This window comes from Vibrio sp. 811 (assembly GCF_033339195.1).
Map to the genome: position 1 here is coordinate 600,349 of NZ_JAWOUB010000001.1, position 26,707 is coordinate 627,055.

Here is a 26,707-nt window from a genome sequence, read left to right on the forward strand (position 1 = left end):
CTTGTATTGCACTGGGCGTGCCAACTTTTAATTACCATATATTTCAATATCTTAATTAAACTCAAACTTTAACAACTGTCATTTAGACACAGTTGAAAATTGTCATTAAGACACTACAATAGTCATATTGACACAATTGGTATTGGCTATGACTTCTTTAATCGCGCAATGGCTACACATCACGCAAGACCTTAACTCGGCCCTCACTCAACAGGCTCGCTTCGATACGTTGTTAACCACGATTCGAGAGGTATTGAAGTGTGACTCTTCTGCCCTTCTTTTGTATGAAGACCAACACTTTAAGCCTTTAGCGATCAATGGATTGGCGAAAGAAGTGCTTGGACGCCGTTTCTCCATTGAGCAGCACCCAAGGTTAGAAGCCATTGCCCGAGCAGGCGATATCGTGCGCTTTCCCTCTGACAGTGATTTACCGGATCCATACGATGGCTTGATTCCAAACCACGATGACAAACTGCATGTCCATTCCTGCATTGGTTTACCTTTGCTGATCGACGATCAACTGATCGGTGCCATTACGATTGACGCCTTCGACCCCAACCAATTTGATGGGCTACGCAACCAAGAGTTACGTTTTGTCAGCGCGTTGGCAGCAGGTGGCCTACACACTGCACTCCTACTAGAACAACTAGAGACTCAAGCGAGCCTGCCACGTGACTCTTACGCTGAGAAACGCACGTTGAGTAACGAAATCATTGGCAACTCTCAGGGCATGAAGAATCTTCAAGAACAGATTGATGCAGTCGCCGATACGGAACTGTCTGTGCTAGTGATGGGAGAAACGGGCGTGGGTAAAGAGTTGGTTGCGAGCGCTATTCACCATCGCTCTAGTCGCTCTAGTAATACTTTGGTTTACCTCAACTGTGCGGCGCTGCCGGAGTCAGTCGCGGAAAGCGAGTTGTTCGGCCATATCAAAGGCGCATTCACAGGCGCAATCAGTAATCGTAAGGGTAAGTTCGAACAAGCCGACGGCGGCACACTGTTTTTGGATGAAGTCGGCGAACTGTCGTTAGAGCTGCAAGCCAAGTTACTTCGAGCTCTACAATACGGCGACATTCAACGTGTGGGTGATGACCGTCATATTCGAGTCAACACACGCATTGTCGCCGCCACTAACCGCATATTGCATGAAGAAGTGACTGCTGGTCGCTTCCGAGCCGACTTGTATCATCGTTTAAGTGTCTTCCCGCTTCATGTTCCACCTCTTCGTGAACGTGAAGACGATGTGGTGTTACTCGCAGGCTTTTTCGCCGAACGTTTAAGAAACAAATTAGGATTGAACAGCATTCGTTTGTCCCCCACTTTGGTGCAGGCACTCAAAGACTATTCATGGCCTGGCAATGTGCGAGAGCTTGAACATGTCATTAAACGTGCCGGTGTTTTGGCAAAAGCGCGCACTCACGCCATGGACATTGAGCTAGTTGAGCAAGATTTTGATATTCGAACGCCGAATCAGAACATCAAGAACGTTGAAGAAACGGAAAAAAAACCTCAGCTTGAGCTACCAGAAGGCGGATTAAAACCAGCCACAGACGCCTTCCAAAAAGCGATGATTGTTCGAGCTCTGGAAGAGAATCAAGGTAACTGGGCAGCAACGGCACGCCAGCTTGAAATAGATAACGGCAATTTGCACCGATTAGCAAAACGCCTAGGGATAAAATAGACACTAACGAATATCACCTAATATGGATATTCATCGCCAAATAATGTGCCTGATGCCCAACCGCGCACTCAGCCCACCATAAGTAGTGGGCTGAGTGCTCAGATAGAATAGCCACCTAAGTTTGACGGTATTTTCTTCTAAATTTTATTGTCTTGAACCACCTCACAGATTTAATAACCCTTAACAATAAACACAATAATAGTTAAGGTATTTTTATGAGCTAGATCTAATAAAATTAAATATATAGTATTTATTTTAAGAATTTAAACTTTCAAAGTTCATCATAATAAATACAACCTCTATATATACACTTTACCTTCAAAAAACATCAAAATATAATCCCTTCGATAAAAAACACTTAAATGAATTTAACTGTATAAAAGTGAGGAGAATAAAATATAGGATATGGGGCGACAGTATATTCATTAGATACTGAAAAGGTTTTTAACGTACTAAAGAATGAGCGTAATCCAGAGCTAGAAAAAGCCATCATGGAAAGGTGTCAAGACTCCTTTAAGGCGATTAATGAAATGCTGGAAAGTAGTGGCGAAAGCATCCGAGCTGAAGAGCTTCTTATGCAAATGTTGTCTGAAGAGATAAAATACAGTCACTTGGGTTACGCCTATGCTTACTTGCTTGAAGCTATATGTAAGATAACTGGTTATTACTTATCCAATAACTCTTGGTATCCTTGCGATGTAAACGATTTCTGCGATATTCCATTCACTAATACCGATTATCCTATAAAATTCCCATTCCCTGACGATTTCCCTGTTGTTTTTATGATAAAAAATCAAGATATTCACCAAGATAACGTTGACTTCGGAGGCTTATCAGAGCAACAAATATCTGAAGTCAAGAGCTGGTACACTCATGCAGTCGTAAACAATCGTGACTTGGTATTATTTTATTATTAATAAATCATTCAATAGTTAAAATAACAATAGGATATTAATAAAACTCTAGCTTATATTAAGATAGAGTTTTATCTATTTAACTGAAATTTTTCTAATTTTAAAAACATTATATTTCACACCTAGTTTATAGACTCTGTGTATAGTGTGTTCAAAGGCAATGTGAACTCATAGGATCAAAATCAAGTTCTAATTTTTAGAAGAAAAACCGATCTGCTTGTGTCAAAATGCGCCATCCCAACCAAAAAGTCTTAATGTAATGAACTACCAAGCTGCTATTTTTGATATGGATGGTTTGCTCCTTGATACTGAGCGCGTCTGTATGCATATTTTCCAAGAAGCATGTGAAGCCCAGAACCTACCCTTCTATAAAGATGTTTATCTTTCAATCATTGGTCGCAATGCAGCGGGCATTGAAGTGATTTTTCGTAAAGCTTATGGGGATGATCTTGACCGCTTACACCAAGAGTGGCGCGACCGTTACGACGCTGTGGTTAAGCACCAAGCGATACCAGTAAAAGAAGGGGTGATTGAACTGCTTGAGTGGTTGAAAAGCCAAGGGTTGCCAATTGCAGTCGCCACTTCTACAGCAAAAGAAGTGGCACAGAAGAAGTTGGAATTAGCGGGCCTAAGCAAGTATTTCGACAACTTAACGACAGGCTGTGAAGTGTCACACGGCAAACCTGAGCCAGAGATCTACCTGCTTGCAGCAAGTCGTCTAAGCGTAGATCCAACCAAATGTCTCGCCTTTGAAGATTCAAATAATGGCGTGCGTGCTGCTGTAGCAGCGAACATGATCACTTATCAAATTCCTGATTTGGTTGAGCCTTGCAACGAAATAAAACAATTAGGCCATACCGTCGCACCTTCACTGCATGATGTGTTGCACACGTTAAAGCAAACTCGCTAGGTCTACTTGTCGTCTGTTCTCTAGAAGCTCAGCAATTTAGCTGAGCTTCTTTCTTGAAACCTCTCCAATACCGTAAAACCAAACAATTCTGCCACCCGTTTAGAGAGATTATTTTCACCTTAACTCTGGCTAATCACGACTTTTGATTTAACTCACGCAATCGCATGAAATAAGGCATTTGAGTGATCAAATAGCGGAACTGACCAGTACAAGCTTGCAACAAAACGTCAATATACCGATTGAAGCACGTTTTTGGAGTGAAAATTGGCTGATAATGAGAACTATTGGATAAGATCAATCCAAGTCAGCCTAAAATACAAAATGGAGAGTGTTATATGTCTTTACGTTTATTAGCAACAACCTTCGCATTAGTAGGAATGAGCTTTGGTGCCCAAGCCAGTGCCGAGTGTGAAGTGTCATTAGATGCTAACGATATGATGCAGTTTTCTACTAAAACATTGAGCGTACCAGCCACTTGTAAAGAGGTAAAACTAACGCTGAATCACACAGGTAAGATGCCAGCGCAATCGATGGGTCACAACGTGGTCATCTCTGACACAGCCAACCTACAAGCAGTCGGTACTGATGGCATGGCAGCTGGAGCAGAAAATAACTACGTAAAACCAAATGATGATCGCGTCTACGCTCACACAAAAGTAATTGGTGGCGGTGAAAGCACCAGCATTACGTTCAGTACTGAGAAAATGAAAGCCGGCGGTGACTATTCATTCTTCTGTTCGTTCCCGGGTCACTGGGCAATCATGCAGGGTAAATTTGAGCTAAAATAAAAGATTCAGCCAAGCCAAAAGAAGACTCATTATAGGGAAGCCAAGGCTTCCCTTTTTGATAGATAAAATAGCAATTGAGAAAGGTCTAACACGTCTGGAAACGTGACCAAGAAACATAGCAAGTAAGAAACCCTTGCTCCACTGAGATTAAGTTCTTTTACGAAAACTCATGGGTAAAAATCGGATTTTTGTTTTGCCTTTCCGAAACACTACTAAATGATAAAAGTCATTCAATACCATGTAACTCTTTCCAGTTTCCTGGATGAACCACATAGCCGAACAGAGCATGCCCACCATAAACCAATTCAGTCCCTTCCGGTATCCACAGCATCTGACCTGGGTGCACAAAATGTGTTTCACCATTTGCGGTCAGCTCGAAACAGCCTTCAATCACGAAAATAACCTCATCATAAAGCACTGTCCAAGCCACTTTAGCGCCTTCCCATTTAGCAAAGCCTACGCCTATGTTTGGTGAAATTTCTGGGCTTAACGCCCTGGCAACATACGCCATTCCCGGCGTATCACCACGAACATTGAAATCTAGACTTTTACTATCAACAAGTTTGACTGGCTTCATAATTCACTCCGGCTTTGCCATTTTGCTAATTGGATACGCGTTTTTACTCCCAAACCTAAAAAAGGCTCTGGCGGATTCAAACAAGGCATTCCTGTCACTTGCTGTATGTCATCCAATGATTTAGATGTCGCACCAACGACATAGTCAGCTAACAGTGTTCCAGAAATGGTTCCCCACGCAGCACCAACACCATTGTCACAAGCGCTGGCATAAACACCTTCATCTAATTGACCGAAAAAGTTAGTAAAGTTACGAGAGATTGCATACACCCCACCCCATGTGTGAGTAAATGGTACGTCGGCCAGCTCGGGATAACGCGCCAGAAAGACCTGACGATGATCGTCGCGAATTTGTTCTCTGACTTTATCGTTCATGCTTGAGCCATATTTCGGCACGTGTTTGTAAGTATTGCGGATCAAAATACGTCGATCGGCGGTCATACGTAACGTCGTTCCCGCATGATCAGCTGGAGTTAACCCCCAATTCAGCTCACCTCCGTATCGTTGCATTTCTGCGTCGGTTAATGGACGCGTCCAGCTTGCAAACGTCATCACTGGAAGTAGTCTGTTTTTAAGATAACCAAACTCCCGAGTAAAAATGCTGGTCCCAAGCAGCAGTTCAGGGGTTTCAACAGAGCCACTATCTCCATGTAATACCCAGCAACCGTTTTCTTTACTGAGCTTGCGGATTGGCGAGTTTTCTAACACCTCGACATTCTCTGGAAGGCTTTCCCCTAGCCCACGCACCAGAGCAGCAGGTTGCATTAAATAACCACCTGGCGTGTAAATTGCGCGGCTGTAGTAATTTGTCCCTAAGACTTTCGCAAGCTCACTGCCATTAACATGGAAGTATGGTTCGCCAAGGTCTTTCATTAGGTGCTCAAAGTGATCGAGATAGGCTTCACCGCGCGCCCCTACGGCTCCTTGATATTTGCCCTTTGCTGACCACTGACAAGAAATACTGTGCTTCGACACTAAAGTGTTTAGCTGAGCAATCGCAGAACGGTTGAGCGACAATAACTTTTGTTTGTGCTCAGGGTCGGGATGCTCAAGTGAAAACTTATGAGGCAAATCAATAACAAAGCCCGAATTTCTTCCTGAAGCCCCTTGGCCGATACGTTGCGCATCAATCAGTATAATTCGTGCATTAGGCATAAGTTCAGCTAAACGTCTTGCCATAGCTAGGCCTGCGAAACCGGCACCTAACACGGCATAGTCAGCACTTTGTTTACCTTTTAACGCCGATTTTTCTGGAATACTTGGCAACGCATGGTACCAACCACACGTCACGTCATCATTGGGTAAATGAATCATCTTTTTTCTCCGCTACGCTGCTGACAGTTTCAATGACAATTGATCTAGCCAAGGGCCGCGTAATGACTGTACTTTTCTTCCTAGCAACGCAAAACCGAGCATTGCTCCTTCTGGTGAATAAAACGCAGCGGTCAATTCATCTGCTTGGTTCTCAATGTACCATTGTCCCTGTTCTTCAGCGGCTACCGGGAAAATCGTGAGTGGAAGAATCGGCGTTTTTACAATCACTGGAGTTGGTGTTAACGAGATAGGGGCGACATCGCCTAGCAAGCTTTTCGCTACAGAAGGGATCATTTGATTAATCGGCGCAATATAGGGCTGCCACCCGTGATCAGTTTCAACACAATCACCTAGCGAGTAAATATTCTCATCACTCGTCTGGCCGAATTGATTCACTTTAATGCCCCGGCCTACTTCAAGCCCCGCGCGCTCAGCCAGAGAAACATTTGGCTTGAGTCCAACCGCGCTTAGCACTAGGTCTGCTTCAATCTGCTTGCCACTGTTTAGATGCAAAACCGCGCTTGATTCGGACCTTGGCTCGATTCTGGCGATACTGTCTTGTAGAGCCCATTGCACGCCTCGATCGGCAAGTGCGCTTTGTAATGATTCACCCAACTGTTGCGGGATCAAACGCTCCATTGGCCATTGACCCAACCCGATAACTGTTACTTCATAACCGCTTTCGATCAGATCATTTGCGAACTCACAGCCAATTAAGCCATCACCTAGGATCGCGATGCGCTTTTTGTCTTGCAGCTCCGCTCTGAAACGGCGGTAATCAACTAAGTCGTTCACACTCATAACCCAAGAGCGATCGCCCTCAATTGGGATTTCAATCGGTGATGCACCTGTTGCCAGTACCAAGCGGCTGTAGGCGTATTTACCGATGGAGGTATGTAACGTTGAATTGGCACGATCGATCTGTTCAACACGGGTATGCGGGTAAACGCGGATATTGAGACGGCTTTCCCACTCCAACGCGCTTTCACTTTGTAGCGCGTCGCCATCTTTCTTCATGACCAGTGCATTAGACAATGCTGGTTTGCTGTACAAAGCGCCATCATCAGCGGTAAAGACAGTGATCGGAACCGTCTCAGATTGCGCTCTAAGTGCCGCCGCCAACTGGTAACCACTGTGGCCACTACCGATGATAACGATAGGGTCATTTGAGAATACAGGTTGAGTAACTTCAGATGGAAGAGGCTGAGCCGTATTTGGCTGAACAGACGCTTCTACCGACACCGAAGACACAGCTGCAACCTCTTCTAGTGGCGCATCGTCGGTGATTTCGATCATTTCAAAATCGGCCTTACCCACTAAACAGTCAGGACATAACCAGTCATCCGGTACATCTTCCCATGCTGTTCCTGGTGCAATGCCATCGGATGGCCAACCTTGTGCTTCATCATAGATTAAGCCGCAAATAATACAGAGCCACTTTCTCATCACTTATACTCCAACTACCTTGTTCAGAATTTCCGTGTTTACAAACCGCTGTCAGATTTGTTGTGATTCCATCAACCTCGCCCTAGCTTGTGGTCTGAAATCCAAGCCGGTACGAGGTGATGAAAATACAGTTACACGGTAGCTATACGTTGCTGTCTTACTGCAAACGAATGGCAATATTGCGTGTCTGGACGTAGCTATAAATCGCTTCTTGTCCTTTTTCTCGCCCAAACCCGGACAAGCCCACGCCACCAAATGGTGTTTCGATGCCACCAGCAAACCATTCATTGATGAACACTTGTCCACCACGCAGTTGCTGTGCCACACGCAATGTTTGGTTTAGGCTTTCACCAAAGACACCAGCGACCAGGCCAAAATCGGTGCCATTCGCGATTTCAACGGCCTCTTGCTCGGTTTCAAACGGTGTAATTACCAGTACAGGGCCAAACACTTCTTCTTGAGCAATACGCATATCTGGTGAGGCTTCAATCACCGTCGGTGCCACAAAGTAACCTGACAAATCAGGGGCGTACCCACCCGTTAGGATGTTCGCGCCGTCGGCTTTTGCTTGTTCTATCATTTCAAGCACGCGTGCTTGTTGATCAGCCGATACCAACGGTGTGATGTCCGGCTGGCTTTCGCCTTGACCAATAGTTAGGCTTTTTGCCATTTCCACTACCGCCGCTTTTACTTCTTCATAACGCTCTTTTTGAATTAGCAAACGAGACATTGCCGAACAAACTTGACCAGCGTTAAAGAAAATACCGACTTGAACGCTTTGTAAAAGCGTTTCGAGACTCACATCTTTCAGTGCGATAGCGGCCGATTTACCACCCAGCTCCATCACAGATGGTGTGGCGCGTTGCGCTGAATCTTTCAGTATGCGTTGGCCGGTCGGCACAGAACCTGTAAAGACAATTTGATCAACGTCTTGATGCTGCACCAAATGACTGCCAACGACTGAGCCTTTGCCACATAGCAAGTTAATCGTGCCTTTTGGGAAGCCCGCTTTTTCAATCGCTTTAATCAACAACGTCATAGCGAGTGGGGAAATCTCTGGCGATTTGATCACCACTGCGTTACCAGCAGCTAATGCAGGTGCTAATGAGCGTGCACAAATAGAAACTGGGAAATTCCACGGCACAATCTGCACTGACACACCAAACGGCACATATTGGGTGAAATCGACATAATCTTTACCCAATGGAATTGACGTGCCTTCCAGCTTGTCGGCCATGCCAGCGTAGTATTCGAAGTAACGTGCCGATTCTAAAAACTCATCTTTGGCATCTTGCAAAGATTTCCCATTTTCACGGCAGGCAACTAACCCACCTTCATCAACCATTTCACGAATAGCCGCGGCGGCTTTTAACATCCACTCGGTTCTGACGGCTGGACGAACGTCCGAAAGAACGCCTTGATTGACTACTCGACGTGCCGCTGCCATTGCGCGGTCGGCATCGGTGATAGTGGCTTCTGCAACCGTCGCATACGCTTCGGCTGTGCCAGGGTTCATGACGGTCAGCGCTTGCTCTGAATCGCACCACTCACCATCAATATAATTAAGGTAATGCATCATATTACTGCTCCAGTGCCGCTTTCACTTGCTTTGCCAACCAGGTTTGAAAGAAATGCGTCGGAACATCCATTTCTGGTGAGAACACACCACCACCAAAGCCAGGTGAGTAACGACCTTCCTGCATGCCCTCGACCGCTCCAATATCTTCGCCGAATACGACTCGCCATGACTCAACGGTAGCAGTACGGCACGCAGCGAACTCATCTTTCGTTGCTTCATCACCCACATAGAAAACACGTAGGTGCTCAACACTCTTATTCGCAGTGATTGGTTCAATCATCATCGCAAAGGCATGATCGGCTTGAATACCAAGCAACACGTTTGGAAAGAGTGCAACATATTCTGCATGACGCAGTTTATCTTCTGGCCAGCTTGGAAATTTAGGTAAGTGTGTTCCTGCAGTATCAGAGAGGTTGTATGCGAGACTACCTTGGCCAGAAAAACGCTCTGCAAACATGATGTTGTAGTGATCCTCTAGGCGAGAATAACTGTTCAAACTCGGATGCACCCAAGGTAAGTGGTAAGCTTCACAGTAGTTTTCTACGGCAAGCTTCCAGTTACTTTTCACTTCTATCTCTAAGTTGCCACCCATGTTCACGCGGCGAAGAAGCCCTAATCCTTCTTCACCTAAGAATTGCTGCCAACGTTGCTCTAGCGGCGCGATATGGTCTTCAAAGCTTTCTGCATTGCCCGATAAGTTGACGAATACCATGTCCATCCAAACGGCTGAACGAAGTGGCTTAAGGCCGTGCTTTTCACACTTAAATCGATCATCTTTGTGTTTTGCGATACCACCAATGTGTGGTGTGCCTTTTAGATTGCCGTCAAGATCGTACGTCCATGAATGGTAAGGACAGCGAATCATTCCTTGAACTTCGCCTGCCTCATGAACCAGCTTCATACCACGATGACTACATACGTTGTGGAAAACTTGGACTTCACCTTGGCGATTTCTCATCATGAGTAGTGGAAGATTCATGAAATCAAGTGGCATCACATAACCATTTTTAAGCAGGTCTGATGCAAAACCAATACATACCCAAGTGTTACCAAACACCTGATCACGCTCAAAAGTAAAATACTCTTCGCTGGTGTAGGCCTGATTCGGCATTCCTATTGCTTCACTGATTGGGTTCAGTACATTATCAACAAGTTCAACAGGAATAATGGTTTGGTTGACATTGCTCATATTCATATCTCCGAGAGTCGAGTTGCATCCAGTGCGTACAACATCGTGTTGTGTTAGTGGAGATGATTTTGATTAACAACCCGGCAACAAACAAACGACTTTTTCGCCGGGCTTGGATGAGTTTTTGTCATTCATGCATTGATCTCGAACAAAAAAATAACCTTTTAATTAACAATGATCTTCTTGTCATGATTAATACTCATTAACCGATGAGTATTAATCAGTTGAAACACAAAAGCCCTCTCTCTACTCTCTTTCAAAAATTAACAATAACGCAACAAACAATAACGCTAAAACAAACGCACTGTGAGGGATGCCTATGAGAGCAACATCTGGGATATTGAAAGGACTCAATCCGACTGTGACTATCGCATCAAAGATCGTCGTTATCGGTTTTGTACTTTTCTGCGCCATTCTCGCCAACCAAGCGGGCCAATACTTCGAAACGATTTCCGGCATTTTGCTACAGAATATGAAGTGGTTTTACATCGGACTTGTTTCACTCGTTGTCGGTTTTCTTCTTTACCTTATGGTTAGTCGATATGGGCATATTCGTTTGAGTAAAGATGACGAAAAACCAGAGTTTAGTTATTTGTCTTGGGTATCCATGCTTTTTTCCGGAGGCATGGGGATAGGCTTAATTTTCTGGTCGGTCGCCGAACCGATGTGGCATTACGCTGACAACCCATTTACTCAAGGCCTGACCAATGAAGCCGCAACAACATCAATGAAACTGACATTCTTTCACTGGGGTCTACATCCTTGGTCTGTCTTTATTATTGTTGCACTCGCATTAGCCTACTTTTCCTACCGTAAAGATCTGCCTTTTACCCTACGCTCTATCTTGTACCCTTTGATTGGCGATCGTATTTATGGGCCTATCGGGCACACGGTTGATATCCTAACAGTCGCGGTGACTGCTTTCGGTATCTCTCAAACCTTGGGGATGGGAGTTATCCAAATAAACTCTGGTTTGAATCAAGCCTTTGGTCTAGATATTAGTTTGGGGATTCAACTCTTTATTATCGTTTCCCTTTGTACTTGTGCGGTTGCATCGGTGCTATCTGGTGTAGGGAAAGGTATTCGCCGTTTATCAGAATGGAACATGCTGCTCTCACTCGCACTCGTGCTGGTCGTACTTTACATTGGCCCAACTCGCTATATCTTAAATACGCTACTCGAAAGCACAGGGCTTTATGCACAAAACATTGTCGGTATGAGCTTATGGAGCGATGCACAGAATGACTCTGGCTGGCAAAACTGGTGGACGGCTTATTACTGGCCTTGGTGGATGACTTGGGCACCTTTCGTTGGCATGTTTGTAGCTCGTATCTCTAAAGGGCGCACAATACGTGAGCTTATCGGTGGTGCTCTCATAGTTCCTACGCTGATCACGTTTTTATGGATTTCAGTATTTGGTGGCGCAGCGTTAAAGGTAGAGCAAGACGCTCGTGTTGCTCATCAAGAGCAAGTCACTGCGGCACAAGAAGCCAAACAAACACCACCTGCGGATTTTTCTGGCGGCCCGATTCTTGAAGCGACTAAAGCCGATACGACACGCGCTTTGTTTACGCTATTCGACAATCTAGATACAGGTATGTTTGGTAAACTACTTAGCGTGCTTGCGTGTCTATTGCTCGGTACTTATTTCATTACCTCCGCAGACTCGGGTACCTTAGTTCTATGCACCCTCGATGCCGCTGGGCACAGTGAGCCTCCTACCTCTATACGCGTATTGTGGGGGATCATGATCGCAGCCATTGCGGGAGTACTTCTATACGCAGGAGGGTTAAAAGCAATGCAAACGGCCTCCATTATTGCCGGTTTCCCTATCGCCATTTTTATCGCGGTGATGAGCTTAACGCTGTTCCATAGTATTCGACGCGAACCTAAGCCATGGGCAATGCTGCCTGAGCATGTTCACCCAGAGCAAGAGAAACTTGATGGTCCTGTTGAACCGCTTGTTGAAAGCAAAGCTGTGGCTTCCGAGCCTATCGCTTCAACATCCTCGCTGAAAGATGATTCCACACTCAATCAAGGACCAGTACTAAGTTAGTGCGTCGTTTCATCCAATCAATTAAAACAAAGCGGGAACTGGTACTCCCGCTTTTTAACATGACCAAACTCTGTTATTTCTCTGCTTATTGATTTAGGCTAAACCTCGATCACCCACCTCATCTGGCAACTGTTGCAAAAGCCACTCTCTAAAACGCTTGACGCTTGCTGGGATTAAACCTCTATTTTTAGGTTCAAGCATAGAGAAATTGGAAGGTGTTGAAAGCACGTGTTCGACTGGCCTAACTAAAGCACCGCTTTGTAAATAGTCGTCCACTAATGACCCCCAGGCTAACGCGATTCCCTGACCATTAATTGCCGCTTGTAACAGCATTGGATAGTTATTGATGTTCATGCGATTACGAGGCGAAATATTTGGCAACCCCACACTTGCAAACCACTGCTCCCAATTCACCCAATCTCTTTGAGACTCTTCCAGATAGAGTAACGTTTTATTGAAGATTTCTTCTGGCTCACTAGGCTGGCCTATTTTCTCTAAATAAAGCGGGCTACACACAGGGAAGACTTCTTCTGAAAATAGCGTTGTCACATCCATTTCCGCAGGTGGAGTGCGACAATAAAACAAAGCGATATCGCAATCTAATCGGCGTAAGTCCAACACATTATCTGAGGCCAATATCCTTATATCGATGTCATCATGTTCATTTTGAAATTGAGCAACCTTAGGCAACAACCACAAGGCTGCCATTGCATTTGTCGTCGCAACCGTGATCTTTTGTTCGCCCTGCCACTTCTTCACTTCACCCGTGATTTGAGCAATATCGAGCAAAGATTGGCTGACAGCTTGATAATATTGAAGACCTGTAGGCGTTAAATTAATGCTTCGATTGGCTCGCGTGAACATAGCCTTGCCTAAGTATTCTTCTAATTGTCTAATTTGGCGACTGATAGCACCTTGGGTCACGTTTAGCTCGTCAGCGGCTAACGTAAAACTCAAGTGCCGCGCCGACGCTTCAAACGCAACGAGGCTATTTAAAGGTGGGAGGGGTTTGATTTTCATGTATCTTCCAGTAAGGCAGTATTGTAATTATTTTTATTCCCGGCAATCTTATGTTGCACGTGGATAATGCCATTCTGGACAACACCTCAAAAACGACAATTTATAAATGATAAAAAATAGAGATGAATCATAAATTGTTGTGAGAGAGACTGCCGTATACAGTTTCGTGGCTACAACGAGCACAAAAAGAGGAGCAGTTACTCCTCTTTTGCCTAGCCTTTTGCTCACTTTGTACGAGTTAGCCCATTTACCCTATTGCCAGTTTAGTGCTCGCGTAACGCGCTTTTTTCTTTCTTGGACTGGCTAAGAAGTACGCTAATGTAAGAGGCCCTAATCGTCCCATAAACATCATGAAGATGATCACTAACTCACCTGGTTCGGACAAACTGCCCGTTAAGCCTCGCGATAACCCAACCGTACCCAGTGCCGAGACCGCTTCGAACATAATATCTAACATAGACGCTTTCTCTGTCAGTAACAGAGTGAATATGGCAAACCAAGTCACCCCCACCGAGATCAGAGTCAGCGCCAATGCCTTGCTGATGGTCTCTTTGGGAATCTCGCGTTGAAAGGCATAGGTTGCTTCATCGCGACGCAAATAACTGTAAGTTGCCAAGACTAACACCATAAATGTCACAACTTTAATGCCACTTGCCGTGCTCAATGATCCACCGCCGATAAACATCAACACCAGAATGATCGCCGTTGTGGCATCTTCCAACTGATCGATAGCTAAAGTATTGAACCCCGCAGTTCTTGGCGTCACCGCTTGAAACCACGATGCCCACCATTTCCCTGCTTCGCTCAAAGGGCCAAGCGTGTTGGGGTTCTCATATTCAATCAGGTAAATGGCGATAAGTGCCACCACGTTAATGATCACCGTGCCTAAGATCATCATTCGACTGTAAACGGTGAGTCGGTGCCAACGGCGATTGCGTTTTAAGTCAATCCAAACCGAGAAGCCTAAACCACCAATAATGAACAAACTGGTAATGGTGAAGTTAACGATCGGGTCGTCCACGTAAGGCATTAAGCTATCGGCACTCAACGCAAAACCTGCATTGTTAAACGCACTGATGGTGTAGAAGAAACCATGGAACAAACTGGTTTTCCAGCCCAGCTCTTCACTCCAATAAACGCTCAAAATAGTGAAACCAATAAGTTCAACGAGCAGAGCGAACATCAATACAGATTTAGCAGTGGCAATGAGTGTCGATGAGTCAGTTTGGTTGAACGCCTCTCTCGCGACGGCTCGCTCCAAAAAGCCAATTTTTCCGCCCAGAGCCAGCAAGGTCACGATGGCAAACGTCATTAAACCTAGGCCACCACATTGAATCAGGAAAGCAATAACCACTTGCCCAAAAGGCGTAAACGCCGTGCCCGTGTCCACCACAACTAATCCCGTCACCGTAATGGCCGATGTCGCAGTAAACAGGCTTTGAATCCAAGTGATGGGCTCTGTGGTGGCAATCGGCAGTTTGAGTAAGACCGTGCCGAGCATGATCAAGCACGCAAAACTGAGGCTAAGTATTAATGGCGGTGCGCCCAACAATTTTTTGCCCGCTTTGGGTTTTCGCTCGATTGGGATAATAGAGGGATGCCACAAAACCATGTTACACCAACCTTGGAGCGACGTATTTCAGCTCAGCGCGACTACCGCAAAGCAACAGCGTGTCGAACTCATTAAGCACAAACTCATCATTGATATTGGTGTAGACGGCTTCTTCGCGCTTCACCAATATCGGCTGAATGTTGTAACTACCTCGGCTGATCAACTTAGAAAGCGGTGTATCGTGCAGATTGGATTTAACGTGGATTTCCACCACATACAAACCATGCCCCATTTCCAAATAGTTGTTCACCATCGGATAGTTGAGTGCCTGCGCGACTCTTACGCCCATCTCCTCTTCCGGATGAATAATGCGTTGTACACCAAGCTTAGACACGATGGTGTGGTGTGCTTTGGTGCTCGCTTTGACCCAAATGGATTTCACACCCAGATTTTTCAGCGCCAGAGTACACAACAAACTGGCTTGCATGTCTTCGCCAATCGCCACCAACACCACATCACTGTTCGCTAGCGCTAACTCTCTGAGTGCGCCTTCGTCTGTTGCGTCACATATGACCGCTTGCGTTAACTCTTCGACGTATTTCTCGACGATTTTCGGGTCGCTATCCACCCCCGTTACGGTGTGTCCAAGATGAATAAGTTCTAAGCTAGCGGCAACGCCAAATCGCCCTAAACCAATTACTGTAAAGTGAGCCATATCAATCCCTAACTGTGTTTTATGTATAGAAAATGCTAATGCGTTAAGGGCTAGGCTGATTTTCCGTCACGAAAAATAGGCAACACGAATCCTGTTCGAGTGCCGATAACCAGCACTAAACCTTGGCATTAACGTTGATTAAATTTGGAATTTAGTGGTGCTTGGACGTCTCAAGCACTAAACGATAACCCAGCCCCGGCTCGGTTTTTAAAAGTCGCTGTTCGTCAGCACTATCGTTCAGTTTTTTGCGTAGTTGACTCACTAACACGCGTAAGTAGTGAGTATCTTCGACATGACTTTTTCCCCAAATCACCGCTAGCAAATGAGTTTGCTCAATGAGTTTTCCCGGCTTGAGAATCAACTGTTCAATGAAAGAAAATTCTTTCTTGGTGAGTGGAATTTCCCTCTGATCCAACCAAAATTGGTGGGTGCTTTTGATGATTTTGACTCGGCCAGCCACCAGCTCATCAGCGATGGATTTCTCATCCACCAAATCTCGAACCAGCACTTTGATGCGCGCGATGAGCTCTTTTACGCCAAAAGGCTTGCTCAAGTAATCATTCGCGCCCGCTTCTAAAAGGCGGATTTTTTCCTCTTCTTGATCGCGAGCCGTCAGCACTAGCACTGGCGTTTTATACGTCTGACGAAGCGTAGTGAGAAACTCCTTCCCATCGCCGTCGGGCAAGCCTAAATCTAGCAGAATGACGTGCGGCGAATGCGCTTCGAAACACGCTTTGGCTTCTGCAATGGTACTCGCGCCAATGTAATCAAACCCTTCAGCAGACAGCGAAATTCGAATAAAGGTATGAATGCGAGGCTCATCGTCCACGACTAAAACTTTGTAACTCACGCCTGCTCTGCTCCTTGATTGAGTGGAAGTCGAATGCGGATCAGCGTCCCTTCTGATACTGGCATAGATTGAATCTCTCCTTGGTGTGCGGTGATGATGCCTTTGGCAACCGCGAGTCCCATTCCGGTGCCTGAATCGGCCGATTTGTTGTTCACACCGGAATAGAAAAGGCTGAATATTTTTTCCGCATCTTCAGCTTTGATGCCAATCCCCATGTCCCGAACATCAATCACGCACGACGAACCCTGCTTAGAAAGTGAAACCTCAACAGATTCATTCTCTGGCGAAAATCGCATGGCATTATCCAGCACATTAAAAATCGCTTGTTCGATGAGCGAACGACTTACTGACAAATAGCCAACGGCATCATCCATATTCATGGATACTTTCTCGGTGTAATTCGGCAAACGAGAAACCGCATCCCGCACAATATTCGCAATAGGCTCATCTTTTTTGGTAATTTTTAATGTGCCGTGTTGGAGCTTAGTCGCCTGTAAGAGGTTCTCTATATATTGATGCAAGCGGTGGCTTTCTGAAGTCGCACTGTCGAGCAATTCTTTGCGCTCTAAGTCATTGAGCTTGGGCATGTACTCGTTGAGTGTGGTCAGTGTTCCAATAATGGTTGCCAGCGGCGTGCGTAGGTCATGGGACACCGATAGCAGGATGCTGTTTTGCAGCTTGGTTTGTTTTAACTCTCCCTGCTGCCGACGATAAAGATCCGCAAAGGTGCTGGTGATAAAAGCCACCACCATAAACACGACTAAATTAAAAATGTCTTCCGGACGAAACATCTGCAAAGAGTAACGAGGCGTCGTGAAAAAGAAGTTGAAGCTCAACGCTTCGATCACCGCCGCCGCATAAGCGAATCGCGAGTTGCATTGAAACGCCACTACCACGACCGCTAACTGTAAAATCAGCAGGACTGCGGCTGTAGAGCCAAACAGTTGGTCTAACAGCCATGAGACGACAACCGCACCAACAATCACGGTAGTAGAAAAGAGAAAGGTGTTATCTCGCCATTGAACAAACATAAAATACATCAACCAAAATTCGATGTAGAAAACTTTAGCAAAAGCCCATTCGGAGTTCGCGTAAAAAAAGCGTAAAAAATTCAATAACGACAGTGAGTTATAAACATAATCATCATTAAGTTGGCCTAACTCAATGAATAATCACAAGTTAACGTTGCCCATTAACGCCTACTTACTCGGTATAAACGACAGACACAAAAAAGAGGAGCATTTGCTCCTCTTTCGTGTAGCGTCATATTAGATGACTTGCAGTTGAGCATCACCTTGCTCAGACAAAAATCCGCCGGTTTGATGCTTCCACAACTGAGCGTAAACACCACCCAATTGCAGCAGCTCGTAATGCGAGCCTTGCTCAATGATTTTGCCGTCATCCATTACAATCAAACGATCCATCGCGGCAATCGTTGATAAACGGTGAGCAATCGCAATCACTGTTTTTCCTTCCATCAGAACTTCAAGGTTTTCTTGAATTGCCGATTCTACTTCTGAATCAAGTGCAGACGTTGCTTCATCCATGATCAAAATTGGCGCGTTTTTCAGCAGAACGCGAGCAATCGCCACACGTTGACGCTGACCACCAGACAGCTTCACACCGCGTTCACCCACTTCAACGTCATAGCCAACGTTACCTTGCTCGTCTCGTAGAGATTGAATGAAATCATGAGCATGTGCTTTCTCAGCAGCTGCGATAACGGCATCCATTGAAGCATCTGGATCACCGTAAAGAATGTTCTCTTTAATTGAACGATGCAGCAAAGAGGTGTCTTGCGTGATCATACCGATGTGTTGGCGAAGCGACTCTTGTTCGACTTGAGAAATGTCCTGTCCATCAATACAAATCTTACCGGTATTTACGTCGTAAAAACGCAGCAACAAGTTAACCAACGTGGATTTACCTGCCCCAGAGCGACCGACAATGCCGACTTTTTCGCCCGGTTTAATGGTCAGATTCAAGTTCTCAAATACTGCCTTCTCATCACTGTAGTTAAAACCTACGTGATCAAAGCAGATCTCACCTTGAGAGATTTGCAAAGGCTTAGCATTTGGTACGTCTTTCACTTCAACATCGTTTGAAATCGTATTAATACCGTCTACTACTGTACCGATGTTTTCAAACAGTGCGCTAACTTCCCACATGATCCACTTCGACATACCTTGTACGCGCAACGCAATACTGATGGCAATCGCAATAGCACCAATTGTTACAGCGTGATCTAGCCATAGATAAACCGAAATGGCACTAATAGACATCAGCAGCAAATAGTTGATGGCATCCACACTAAACAGTAAACAAGTCACCATGCGCATTTGGCGGTAAACCGTCACCAAAAATTGCTTCATGCTGCTTTCTGCGTATTCCAACTCTCGTTGCGAGTGCGCGAATAGCTTTACGGTAGATATGTTGGTGTAAGAATCGACAATGCGCCCAGTCATTACAGAACGAGCATCCGCTTGCTCCGTCGCTACTTGTTTCATTTTAGGGATAAAGTAGAACTGGATAACCGCGTACATTCCTATCCAAATCACAATAGGCAACATTAGCAAACCATCAGCTTCGCCCATCATCCAGAGCATCGAAAGAAAATAAACGCTGATATAAACCAGTACATCCACTAGCTTCATGACCGTTTCTCGTACCGCTAACGCACTTTGCATCACTTTGGTCGCAACTCGGCCTGCAAAGTCTCGCTGGAAAAATCCAACCGCTTGTTTTAGCAAGTAACGGTGAATCAACCAACGGATAGACATCGGGTAGTTACCCAATAACGTTTGGTGCATCACCATTGAGTGGACAAAACCGAGAGCTGGCATCACAACCGCCACTAAGAACAGCATCATTAGCATGCGATCACCCTGGTCTTGCCAGAATGTTGCGCGATCTTGATTAGAGAGAATATCGACGAGCTCGCCCATATAACGCAACAGCGTCACCTCAGTAATGGCAATAAGCGCACTGAACACAGCCATAACGAGTAAAGGGGCTTCAAAGCCACGAGTGTAAAAACGACAAAAGCCAAATAGCGTCTTCGGTGGCTTTTCGGTTTCCATCTGGGGAAAGGGTTGGGTCAGTTTTTCAAACCAATTGAACATAACAATGACTTTAGGTACCGCGAATGAATTTGCGAACGTTTTACTATCTTTTGATACAAAAGTCAGTAAAATACCGAAACAAAAGCTCAAATGATAATAATTACAATTAAGCTTAGTGTTAATCATAATTATCAGGAATAGATTTATGCAAAAGAATAACTCACTGACCATCGCGATCCGCAACGCGTTGGTTTGTGCTTTAGCACCTACTGCAGTGGTTGCATTCACAGCACAAGCTCAAGAAGACGTCGTACAAGGTGACGTGATTGCCATGGAGACCATAACGGTCACCGCGCAAGCACTTAAAGTAGAAACCCCGGCAGCAGAAACGCCGCGCAGCGTATCTATCATTTCTGAAGATGAACTTCGTGTTCGTGCACCGAAAAAACTAGATGAAGCGTTACGCTACACGTCTGGTGTAACCGCTCAGCCTTATGGCGCAGACAACGACACTGATTGGTTCAAAGTTCGTGGATTTGATGCAGCGACTTACCTAAACGGCAACCGCCTATTCCGCGATGGTTACTACACATGGTTGGTCGAACCTTACGGCCTAGAAAGTGTAGAAGTCGTTAAAGGTCCATCGGCTATTCTGTTTGGTGAATCGGCACCAGGCGGTATCGTGAATGCGGTGCAGAAAAAACCAACGTTTACGCCTCAAGGCGAAGTAAAAGTCGAAGTTGGCAACAACCAACACCAATCCGTAGGTTTTGACATTGCTGACGAAGCAAACGACGCAGGCACTGTGCGCTATCGTTTGGTTGGCTTGATGACAAGCCAAGATGGTGAACTGGACGGCACAAACAACGAGCGTTTCTACCTAGCGCCAAGTGTCGAGTTCGACATTTCTGACCGTACAATGCTGACCGTTTTGGCAACTTACCTTCGTGATGACGGTGTACCAACTAACCCATTCTTCCCAGCAGCAGGTACTCTGATTGGTTCTAACTTTGGCAAAATCGATCCTTCGACTAACCTTGGTCAGCCAAACTACGATAAATACGAACGCACGCAGTTTTCTCTGGGTTACTTACTAGAGCACGACATCAATGACACGTGGTCACTCTCGCAAAACCTCAACTACGGTTCGAATGAGTTGTACTTGCGCAGCTCTTACGCGTTCTCAAACAACGATCCAGCGAAAGAAGAATTAACGCAAGGCATCGTATTCCGTGACGGAAAAAACCAGAGCATCACGTTCGATAACAATGCTGTCGGCAACTGGATGACAGACAACGCAGAGCACACAGTGCTTATCGGTATGGATCTGCAATTCCACAAAACCGATGGCGACGAGCAAGACAACTATGCATTTGGCACTATCAACCCGTGGAACCCAGTTTACGGCAACTTCACCCCTCTTGATCCTGCCAACAACGTGAAACGTGAGATTGAGAAATCTCAAGCAAGTCTCTATTCACAATACCAATTGAAACTGCATGAACAGTGGATTGGTAACATAGGTGCTCGTTACGACTGGGTGAAAACAGAAAACTCTGGCAAAGGCGCTACCGTTGATCAAAGTGAATCTCGTGATGATGGTCAGCTCTCTCTAAGTGCGGGTGTGATGTACCTTGCAAACAATGGCCTGTCACCTTACGTAAACTACTCTCAGTCGTTTGAAGTGATCAGCACTATTGATGCGGCAACCAATGAACTTTACAAACCGCTGGAAGGCGAGCAAGTAGAAGTGGGTGTAAAGTATGAGCCAAGCTTTATGGATGGCTTTATCAACCTTGCATGGTTCGACATCACGCAAAAGAACGCGTTGGTCACTAACCCATCAACATGGATTGCGACACAAACAGGTGAAGTGACATCTCAAGGTGTTGAGCTAGAAAGCACGGCGCAGCTAACCGACGATCTAAAACTGATGGCAAGCTACACCTACACTAAAGCGAAAACAGATGAGAGCTTTGGCCAAGGTAAAAAACAAGCCGCACTTATTCCTGAGCATCAAGCGTCTGCATGGGTAGACTACAGCGCCTACAGCCTGATTCCAGGCCTCAATATCGGTACTGGTGTGCGCTACGTAGGTGAGTCAAAAGATAACCCTAAGAGCTCGAACCTAACGGTTCCTTCTGTCACTCTTTGGGATGCGTCAGTCACTTACGACATCACTTCACAGTGGCAAGCACAGCTAAACGTGAACAACATCCTAGATAAAGAGTTTGTTTCAGGTTGCGATTACTGGTGTTACTACGGCCAGTCTCGCTCTGTTATGCTAAACGCAAACTACCGCTGGTAATTGTACTTCTACTCCCCTCTATTGAGGGGAGTTTTCTCCTAAGAGCCATCCATGTTTCAACTGTCTAATATTGAGATCGTGCGAGGTGGACGTCAGATCCTCGGCATCGAACAACTTAACATCCCAACAAATGAGCTAACGGTCGTTTTAGGCCATAACGGTTCAGGTAAGTCGACACTGGTGAACCTGCTTTCTGGTCAAATGTCGCCAGATAAAGGCACGGTAACACTAAACGATACTTCCCTTTCATCACTTAAAACCAAAGAGTTGGCAAAACAGATCGCCTATTTGCCACAAAAGCTGCCCTCTTCGGCTGGTTTAACGGTAGAAGAGCTAGTGCGCTTAGGTCGCTTTCCGTGGCGTGGGGCACTTGGTCGTTGGAAAACCGAAGACAAACAGATCATCACGCAGGCTATGGAACGAACAGGAGTTACACCTTTTGCTCAAGCTTTGGCGGATGACTTATCGGGCGGCGAGCGCCAACGCGCTTGGGTGTCTATGCTACTGGCTCAACAATCGCCAATTTTAATTCTCGATGAGCCAACCTCGGCGCTCGATGTTCACCATCAGTTTCAACTAATGGCGCTGCTGGCAGAACTGAATCGAACCGAGAATGTAGGCATTATCGTGATCCTGCACGATCTGAACTTAGCACTGCGCTACGCCACCCACATTGTTGCGCTCAAAAAAGGTAAGATTGCCTTTGAAGGCAACGCCGACATGTTGTTAGACGAGGCACGCCTTTCTAAACTATATGAGTCACCAATTAAGCTGATTGAACACCCAAGCCCGGCTAACACATTAGCGAGCCAAAAGGTGGCTGTTGTATGCGCATAATAGCTCGTTTACTTACTGTGGTTACACAATCTGCTTTTCTCCTCGCATTTTTTATGACCAATGCACATGCAGTCATCACCGTTACCGATGAATATGGTGAGCATAGTTTTGAGCAAGCGCCTCAACGCGTTGTTGCCTTAAACTGGGACATCTTAGAACAAGTTTTGGCGCTAAACGTAGAACCAATCGCAGCCCCAAATTTACCAGGCTACCGCCAATGGGTCGTCAATCCAACCGCACCAGAGTCAATTGAAGATATTGGGACCCGAGCAGAACCCAACTTAGAAAAAATAGCCAGTTTGAAACCAGATGTCATCCTTGCTGCATCTCCACAGCAAGACTTGATTCCGTTACTCAAACAAATTGCTCCGGTAATCTATTTACCTAATTTTTCTGAAAATGAGGCCGCAGCTGAAACGGCCATTCGTCACTTTCGTACGCTCAGCAAGCTATTCAATAAAGAGGCACTTGCTGAACAGAAACTGGCAGAATTAGATGCTTCATTTGCGCAGATGCGCCAGCGAATTCGCCACTATTACTCTGCTCCACTCAGCGTTCTTGTGATGCGATTTTCAACCCCGAATACTGTATTACTTGCAACCGAAAACTCCACCACTGACTACGTGGTTAGAAAACTGGGATTACAGGCTCCAATTAAAGAGGACCCACGTGCGTGGGGAGTAAAGCAAGATCGAATCAATCGGCTTCAGGGCCTCAAAAACAGCTACGTTCTCTACGTACAGCCTTTCCCAGAAGAACGAAAACTGAAAGAGTCGCCACTTTGGCAAGCGATGCCGTTTGTGAAAAAGCAGCGGGTAAATTCAGTCAGAGCAGTGTGGGCGTATGGCGGTGCCATGTCTTTGCAATACACCGCTGAAGCGATTACCGACAGTCTAATAGAGTTGGCACCAGAACAATGAGAACGAAACATTATATTGGTTATCTGGCGCTGATTACGTTACTTAGCGTCTTTAGCCTACAAATTGATACTAATTTATCACTTTTCGAACAATGGCAATTATTAACAAAACCAGAGGTAGCAACCGAGTTTCGTGATGTATTCTTTACGCAAGCGCAGCTTCCTAGGTTAAGTATGACCCTGCTTGTTGGTGCCATGCTTGGTCTCACCGGCAGCTTAATGCAGCAATTAACGCAGAATAACCTCACCTCGCCGTTGACTCTTGGCACCTCTTCTGGTGCTTGGCTTGCATTAGTCGTGGTAAATATTTGGTTCGTCGATTGGGTAGCCGATTACTCTGCATTAGCCGCAATGGTGGGGGCTTTAGTGGCGTTTGGCCTGATCGTATCAATTGCAGGTGTGCGTAACATGACAGGTTTGCCGCTGGTCGTTTCGGGGATGGTGATCAATATCTTGCTCGGTTCTATCGCCACAGCCATTATTATTTTAAACGCCCAGTTCGCACAGAATATTTTTATGTGGGGAGCCGGAGATCTTTCTCAATACAGCTGGGATTGGTTTGAGTGGTTATTGCCTCGCTGCGCTATCGCAATCGTAATTTTGATCGTCGCACCACGTATTCTGACCTTAATGAAACTAGGACAAGAAGGCGCAGCAGCCCGAGGCTTAGCGGTATTACCCGCGTTTGGTGCGTTAATGGTGATGGGTATTTGGCTGGTATCTGCCTCAATCACCGCAGTTGGCATTATCAGCTTCATCGGATTACTGACACCCAATATTGCCAGAGCGATGGGGGCAAGAACACCGCGCGACGAATTGATCAGCAGCATGCTTTTGGGCGCAATGCTACTAATCATCACAGACTCTGCCGCTATTTCGCTGAGCTTATGGTTAGAGGAAACCATTCCTAGCGGTGTAGCGGCTGCAGCTATTGGCGCTCCCGCTTTAATTTGGTTTACTCGTAAAAAGCTGACGGCAACCGATCAACTTAACCTTTCAATGAGCCAAGGAAAAACGGCGCTTTCTAAACGCGCGGTATGCAGCATTGCGCTATTCAGTATGGTTGGGATTCTAGCTTACTCATTCGTTACCCATGGTATAAACGGAATTCAATGGTCTGTGCCAGGTGAGTTCCAATGGCAATTGCGTTGGCCGCGAATGTTAACCGCACTTTCTGTCGGTATTGCGCTATCCGTTGCCGGAATCATTTTGCAACGCATTGTTTATAACCCTCTGGCAAGTCCCGATATTCTCGGTGTGTCTTCCGGAGCCACGTTTGCCATTATAACGACAGGAGTCATCGCTGGGTCGCTTCTCTCCGCATTTAGCTGGGGTATCGCTTTTTTCGGAAGTATGTCCGTATTGATGTTATTGCTGATTATCGGTAAACGAAGCCATTTTAATCCATCTAACTTCGTGTTGTCCGGCATCGCACTAACGGCACTACTAGAAGCTCTTGTTCAATTTTCGCTAGCTCAAGGTTCTGGTGACAGTTACAAAATTTTATTGTGGTTAACTGGTTCAATTTATCGAGTCACAGCCCACACCGCACTGATGTTATGTTTGGCCATAATAGTTCTGCTTGCCGCTGTATTCTCGATTTCTCGTTGGCTAACACTAATTTCCATCGGGCGACAATTCTCAAATGCACGAGGGCTTAACCCTACCGTAGCCAATACGCTTATGCTCACCATCGTTGCTTTGTTATGCGCCTTTTCTACGGCTACAGTTGGTCCAATATCTTTTGTTGGCTTGGTCGCTCCCCATATGGCGATGATGTTAGGAGCAAGAAAAGTGAAAGAGCAACTGTGTGTCGGTGCCTTAATTGGCGCAACCCTAATGTTGTGGGCAGATTGGCTAGGACAAATCGCTATTTATCCAAGTCAGGTCGCAGCTGGCACGTTGGTCGCTATTATAGGCAGCACTTACTTCCTATTTTTAATGCTGAAGAGTAAATTCAGCTAAGTTGGGAATATTGTTACAGCCCAAAAATACGCTAAGAAAAACAAACCCCGCTATTTTGATAGCGGGGTTTGAAATTAAAGGCGAAGTACGATGCTCTATTCTTCTCGCACTACAGGAAAACGCTGCTCATAAAGTTCCATAAAGTCCTTACGAATTAAGTGCTCTAAGTGGTTCGCTTTATCGGTTGGGCAGAAAATCATCACGTGCAGAATTTGTTCACCATTAATGTTGCTAGAAATATGCATATGTGGCTCAGAACCAGGAAGGTCAACACCGGCATGTTTTTCAATCATCGCATTGTAACGATGTGCAACATCAGCAAAGTAACTGCAATGTTCTTCAATTTTATCAGTTAAAATCGGTAACAGTGGATACAAATTGACGAAGTCTTTCACCACTACAGAAAAGTTGTGGTAAACGTACCGCTTCATGAAGTTGAGGTTCTTTACTGGATAGGTAAAGAACATACTATTAGGCAATGTCGCTGTTTTGCCGGTGTAATGATATTGCCCATGATGCAGGTCGATCTCTTGAATCACCGTCGCCATCATATTGTGCTCAATCACTTCACCACACAACTTTCCGACCTCAATCCAGTCTCCAACGCGAAAAGAACGCGAACTTGCTCTTTGAATCGAACCCGTAAAACACAAAATGATTTCTTTGGATGCCACTACAATGGCAACGGCAATCGCCGTTACACTCAGAGCAAACTCGTTAATTTCTGATTGCCATAAAATAAATAAAATCAGTAATGTAACAGCAAAGGTGCCATTTTTAGTTCTGGACATCCAACTACGCTGATCTTCTGAGAGAAAAGCGTGATCACCACGAATCATCGATAAAATTGCACGACGAATTAACCACATAATCGCAAAGATCAGTGCGGTAAAAATCAATTTATGAGTGAGAAGAAAATCGACAACTAACTGCACTTTCTCCATTCCACGGCTCCCTCGAATAAAAATACGGCCCAGTAACAGCTAACGATAACAAATTATTTTGTCTGTTGTCCGTGCTCACTCA

Annotated in this window: 21 protein-coding genes and 1 pseudogene; 9 read left to right on the forward strand and 13 right to left on the reverse strand. The window is 45.5% G+C overall.

Annotated features, from left to right (window positions below):
- Positions 1-148: 148 nt before the first annotated feature.
- The 4 genes from norR to azu all read left to right on the forward strand — a co-directional run bounded on the left by norR (position 149) and on the right by azu (position 4,293).
- Positions 149-1,681 carry a nitric oxide reductase transcriptional regulator NorR gene (gene norR, locus R7Q46_RS02610; RefSeq protein WP_213871241.1) on the forward strand — a complete coding sequence of 511 codons (1,533 nt, stop codon included), beginning with the start codon at positions 149-151 and terminating at the stop codon, positions 1,679-1,681.
- A 530-nt stretch (positions 1,682-2,211) separates the two neighbouring features.
- Entirely contained in the window at positions 2,212-2,598 is a 387-nt protein-coding gene (locus R7Q46_RS02615; RefSeq protein WP_318077274.1) for a transcriptional regulator, read from the forward strand.
- A 256-nt stretch (positions 2,599-2,854) separates the two neighbouring features.
- Complete coding sequence (locus R7Q46_RS02620; RefSeq protein ID WP_054578640.1) at positions 2,855-3,505, forward strand: HAD family hydrolase; 651 nt, start codon at positions 2,855-2,857, stop codon at positions 3,503-3,505.
- A gap of 335 nt (positions 3,506-3,840) precedes the next feature.
- Positions 3,841-4,293, forward strand: coding sequence for an azurin (gene azu / locus R7Q46_RS02625; RefSeq protein WP_005375211.1), 453 nt, complete (start codon positions 3,841-3,843; stop codon positions 4,291-4,293).
- 226 nt (positions 4,294-4,519) lie between these two features.
- On the opposite strand, the gene R7Q46_RS02630 is transcribed toward azu, so the two are convergent.
- The 6 genes and pseudogenes from R7Q46_RS02630 to R7Q46_RS02655 form a co-directional block, all read right to left on the reverse strand.
- Positions 4,520-4,870, reverse strand: a complete 351-nt coding sequence (locus R7Q46_RS02630) for an ethanolamine utilization protein EutQ (RefSeq protein WP_017635301.1) — start codon at positions 4,868-4,870, stop codon at positions 4,520-4,522.
- Positions 4,867-6,183 carry an NAD(P)/FAD-dependent oxidoreductase gene (locus R7Q46_RS02635; RefSeq protein ID WP_005385877.1) on the reverse strand — a complete coding sequence of 439 codons (1,317 nt, stop codon included), beginning with the start codon at positions 6,181-6,183 and terminating at the stop codon, positions 4,867-4,869. Before R7Q46_RS02635 ends, R7Q46_RS02630 begins: the two co-directional genes overlap by 4 nt.
- A 12-nt stretch (positions 6,184-6,195) precedes the next feature.
- Positions 6,196-7,479: an NAD(P)/FAD-dependent oxidoreductase gene (locus R7Q46_RS02640; RefSeq protein ID WP_318077300.1), complete on the reverse strand. Its 1,284-nt coding sequence runs from the start codon at positions 7,477-7,479 to the stop codon at positions 6,196-6,198.
- Positions 7,468-7,629: pseudogene (locus tag R7Q46_RS02645) on the reverse strand (rubredoxin); the annotation flags it as partial. The pseudogene R7Q46_RS02645 and the gene R7Q46_RS02640, both read right to left, overlap by 12 nt.
- 157 nt (positions 7,630-7,786) lie before the next feature.
- Entirely contained in the window at positions 7,787-9,208 is a 1,422-nt protein-coding gene (locus R7Q46_RS02650) for an aldehyde dehydrogenase family protein (RefSeq protein WP_318077275.1), read from the reverse strand.
- A 1-nt stretch (position 9,209) separates the two neighbouring features.
- Complete coding sequence (locus R7Q46_RS02655; RefSeq protein WP_318077276.1) at positions 9,210-10,397, reverse strand: aromatic ring-hydroxylating dioxygenase subunit alpha; 1,188 nt, start codon at positions 10,395-10,397, stop codon at positions 9,210-9,212.
- Between the two features lie 319 nt (positions 10,398-10,716).
- Here R7Q46_RS02655 and R7Q46_RS02660 point away from each other — a divergent pair, with 319 nt between their 5' ends.
- A complete protein-coding gene (locus tag R7Q46_RS02660; RefSeq protein ID WP_130545789.1) occupies positions 10,717-12,453 on the forward strand; it encodes a BCCT family transporter in 1,737 nt (578 codons plus the stop codon).
- A 93-nt stretch (positions 12,454-12,546) separates the two neighbouring features.
- Here R7Q46_RS02660 and gcvA read toward each other — a convergent pair whose 3' ends face one another.
- From gcvA to R7Q46_RS02690, 6 genes are all read right to left on the reverse strand, one after another.
- A complete protein-coding gene (gcvA, locus tag R7Q46_RS02665; RefSeq protein ID WP_047103923.1) occupies positions 12,547-13,473 on the reverse strand; it encodes a transcriptional regulator GcvA in 927 nt (308 codons plus the stop codon).
- A gap of 247 nt (positions 13,474-13,720) precedes the next feature.
- Positions 13,721-15,085 carry a TrkH family potassium uptake protein gene (locus R7Q46_RS02670; RefSeq protein WP_065275452.1) on the reverse strand — a complete coding sequence of 455 codons (1,365 nt, stop codon included), beginning with the start codon at positions 15,083-15,085 and terminating at the stop codon, positions 13,721-13,723.
- 1 nt (position 15,086) lies between these two features.
- Positions 15,087-15,740 carry a potassium channel family protein gene (locus R7Q46_RS02675; RefSeq protein ID WP_005375180.1) on the reverse strand — a complete coding sequence of 218 codons (654 nt, stop codon included), beginning with the start codon at positions 15,738-15,740 and terminating at the stop codon, positions 15,087-15,089.
- A gap of 151 nt (positions 15,741-15,891) precedes the next feature.
- Complete coding sequence (locus R7Q46_RS02680; protein ID WP_172563914.1) at positions 15,892-16,590, reverse strand: response regulator transcription factor; 699 nt, start codon at positions 16,588-16,590, stop codon at positions 15,892-15,894.
- Positions 16,587-17,621 carry a DUF4118 domain-containing protein gene (locus R7Q46_RS02685; protein WP_262647109.1) on the reverse strand — a complete coding sequence of 345 codons (1,035 nt, stop codon included), beginning with the start codon at positions 17,619-17,621 and terminating at the stop codon, positions 16,587-16,589. The genes R7Q46_RS02680 and R7Q46_RS02685 overlap by 4 nt, the downstream gene beginning before the upstream one ends.
- Positions 17,622-17,858: 237 nt before the next feature.
- Positions 17,859-19,712, reverse strand: a complete 1,854-nt coding sequence (locus R7Q46_RS02690; RefSeq protein WP_033906862.1) for an ABC transporter ATP-binding protein — start codon at positions 19,710-19,712, stop codon at positions 17,859-17,861.
- Between the two features lie 145 nt (positions 19,713-19,857).
- On the opposite strand from R7Q46_RS02690, the gene R7Q46_RS02695 reads away from it, so the two are divergent.
- From R7Q46_RS02695 to fhuB, 4 genes are read left to right on the forward strand one after another with little or no spacing between them, the layout of a single operon-like run.
- A complete protein-coding gene (locus tag R7Q46_RS02695; RefSeq protein ID WP_318077277.1) occupies positions 19,858-21,960 on the forward strand; it encodes a TonB-dependent siderophore receptor in 2,103 nt (700 codons plus the stop codon).
- Positions 21,961-22,011: 51 nt separating this feature from the next.
- Complete coding sequence (locus tag R7Q46_RS02700) at positions 22,012-22,797, forward strand: ABC transporter ATP-binding protein (protein ID WP_005375174.1); 786 nt, start codon at positions 22,012-22,014, stop codon at positions 22,795-22,797.
- Positions 22,788-23,717 carry an iron-siderophore ABC transporter substrate-binding protein gene (locus tag R7Q46_RS02705; protein WP_172563916.1) on the forward strand — a complete coding sequence of 310 codons (930 nt, stop codon included), beginning with the start codon at positions 22,788-22,790 and terminating at the stop codon, positions 23,715-23,717. The genes R7Q46_RS02700 and R7Q46_RS02705 overlap by 10 nt, the downstream gene beginning before the upstream one ends.
- Positions 23,714-25,681: a Fe(3+)-hydroxamate ABC transporter permease FhuB gene (gene fhuB / locus R7Q46_RS02710; protein WP_318077278.1), complete on the forward strand. Its 1,968-nt coding sequence runs from the start codon at positions 23,714-23,716 to the stop codon at positions 25,679-25,681. The genes R7Q46_RS02705 and fhuB overlap by 4 nt, the downstream gene beginning before the upstream one ends.
- Positions 25,682-25,776: 95 nt before the next feature.
- On the opposite strand, the gene R7Q46_RS02715 is transcribed toward fhuB, so the two are convergent.
- Positions 25,777-26,625, reverse strand: a complete 849-nt coding sequence (locus R7Q46_RS02715; protein WP_005375171.1) for a mechanosensitive ion channel family protein — start codon at positions 26,623-26,625, stop codon at positions 25,777-25,779.
- Positions 26,626-26,707 lie beyond the last annotated feature (82 nt).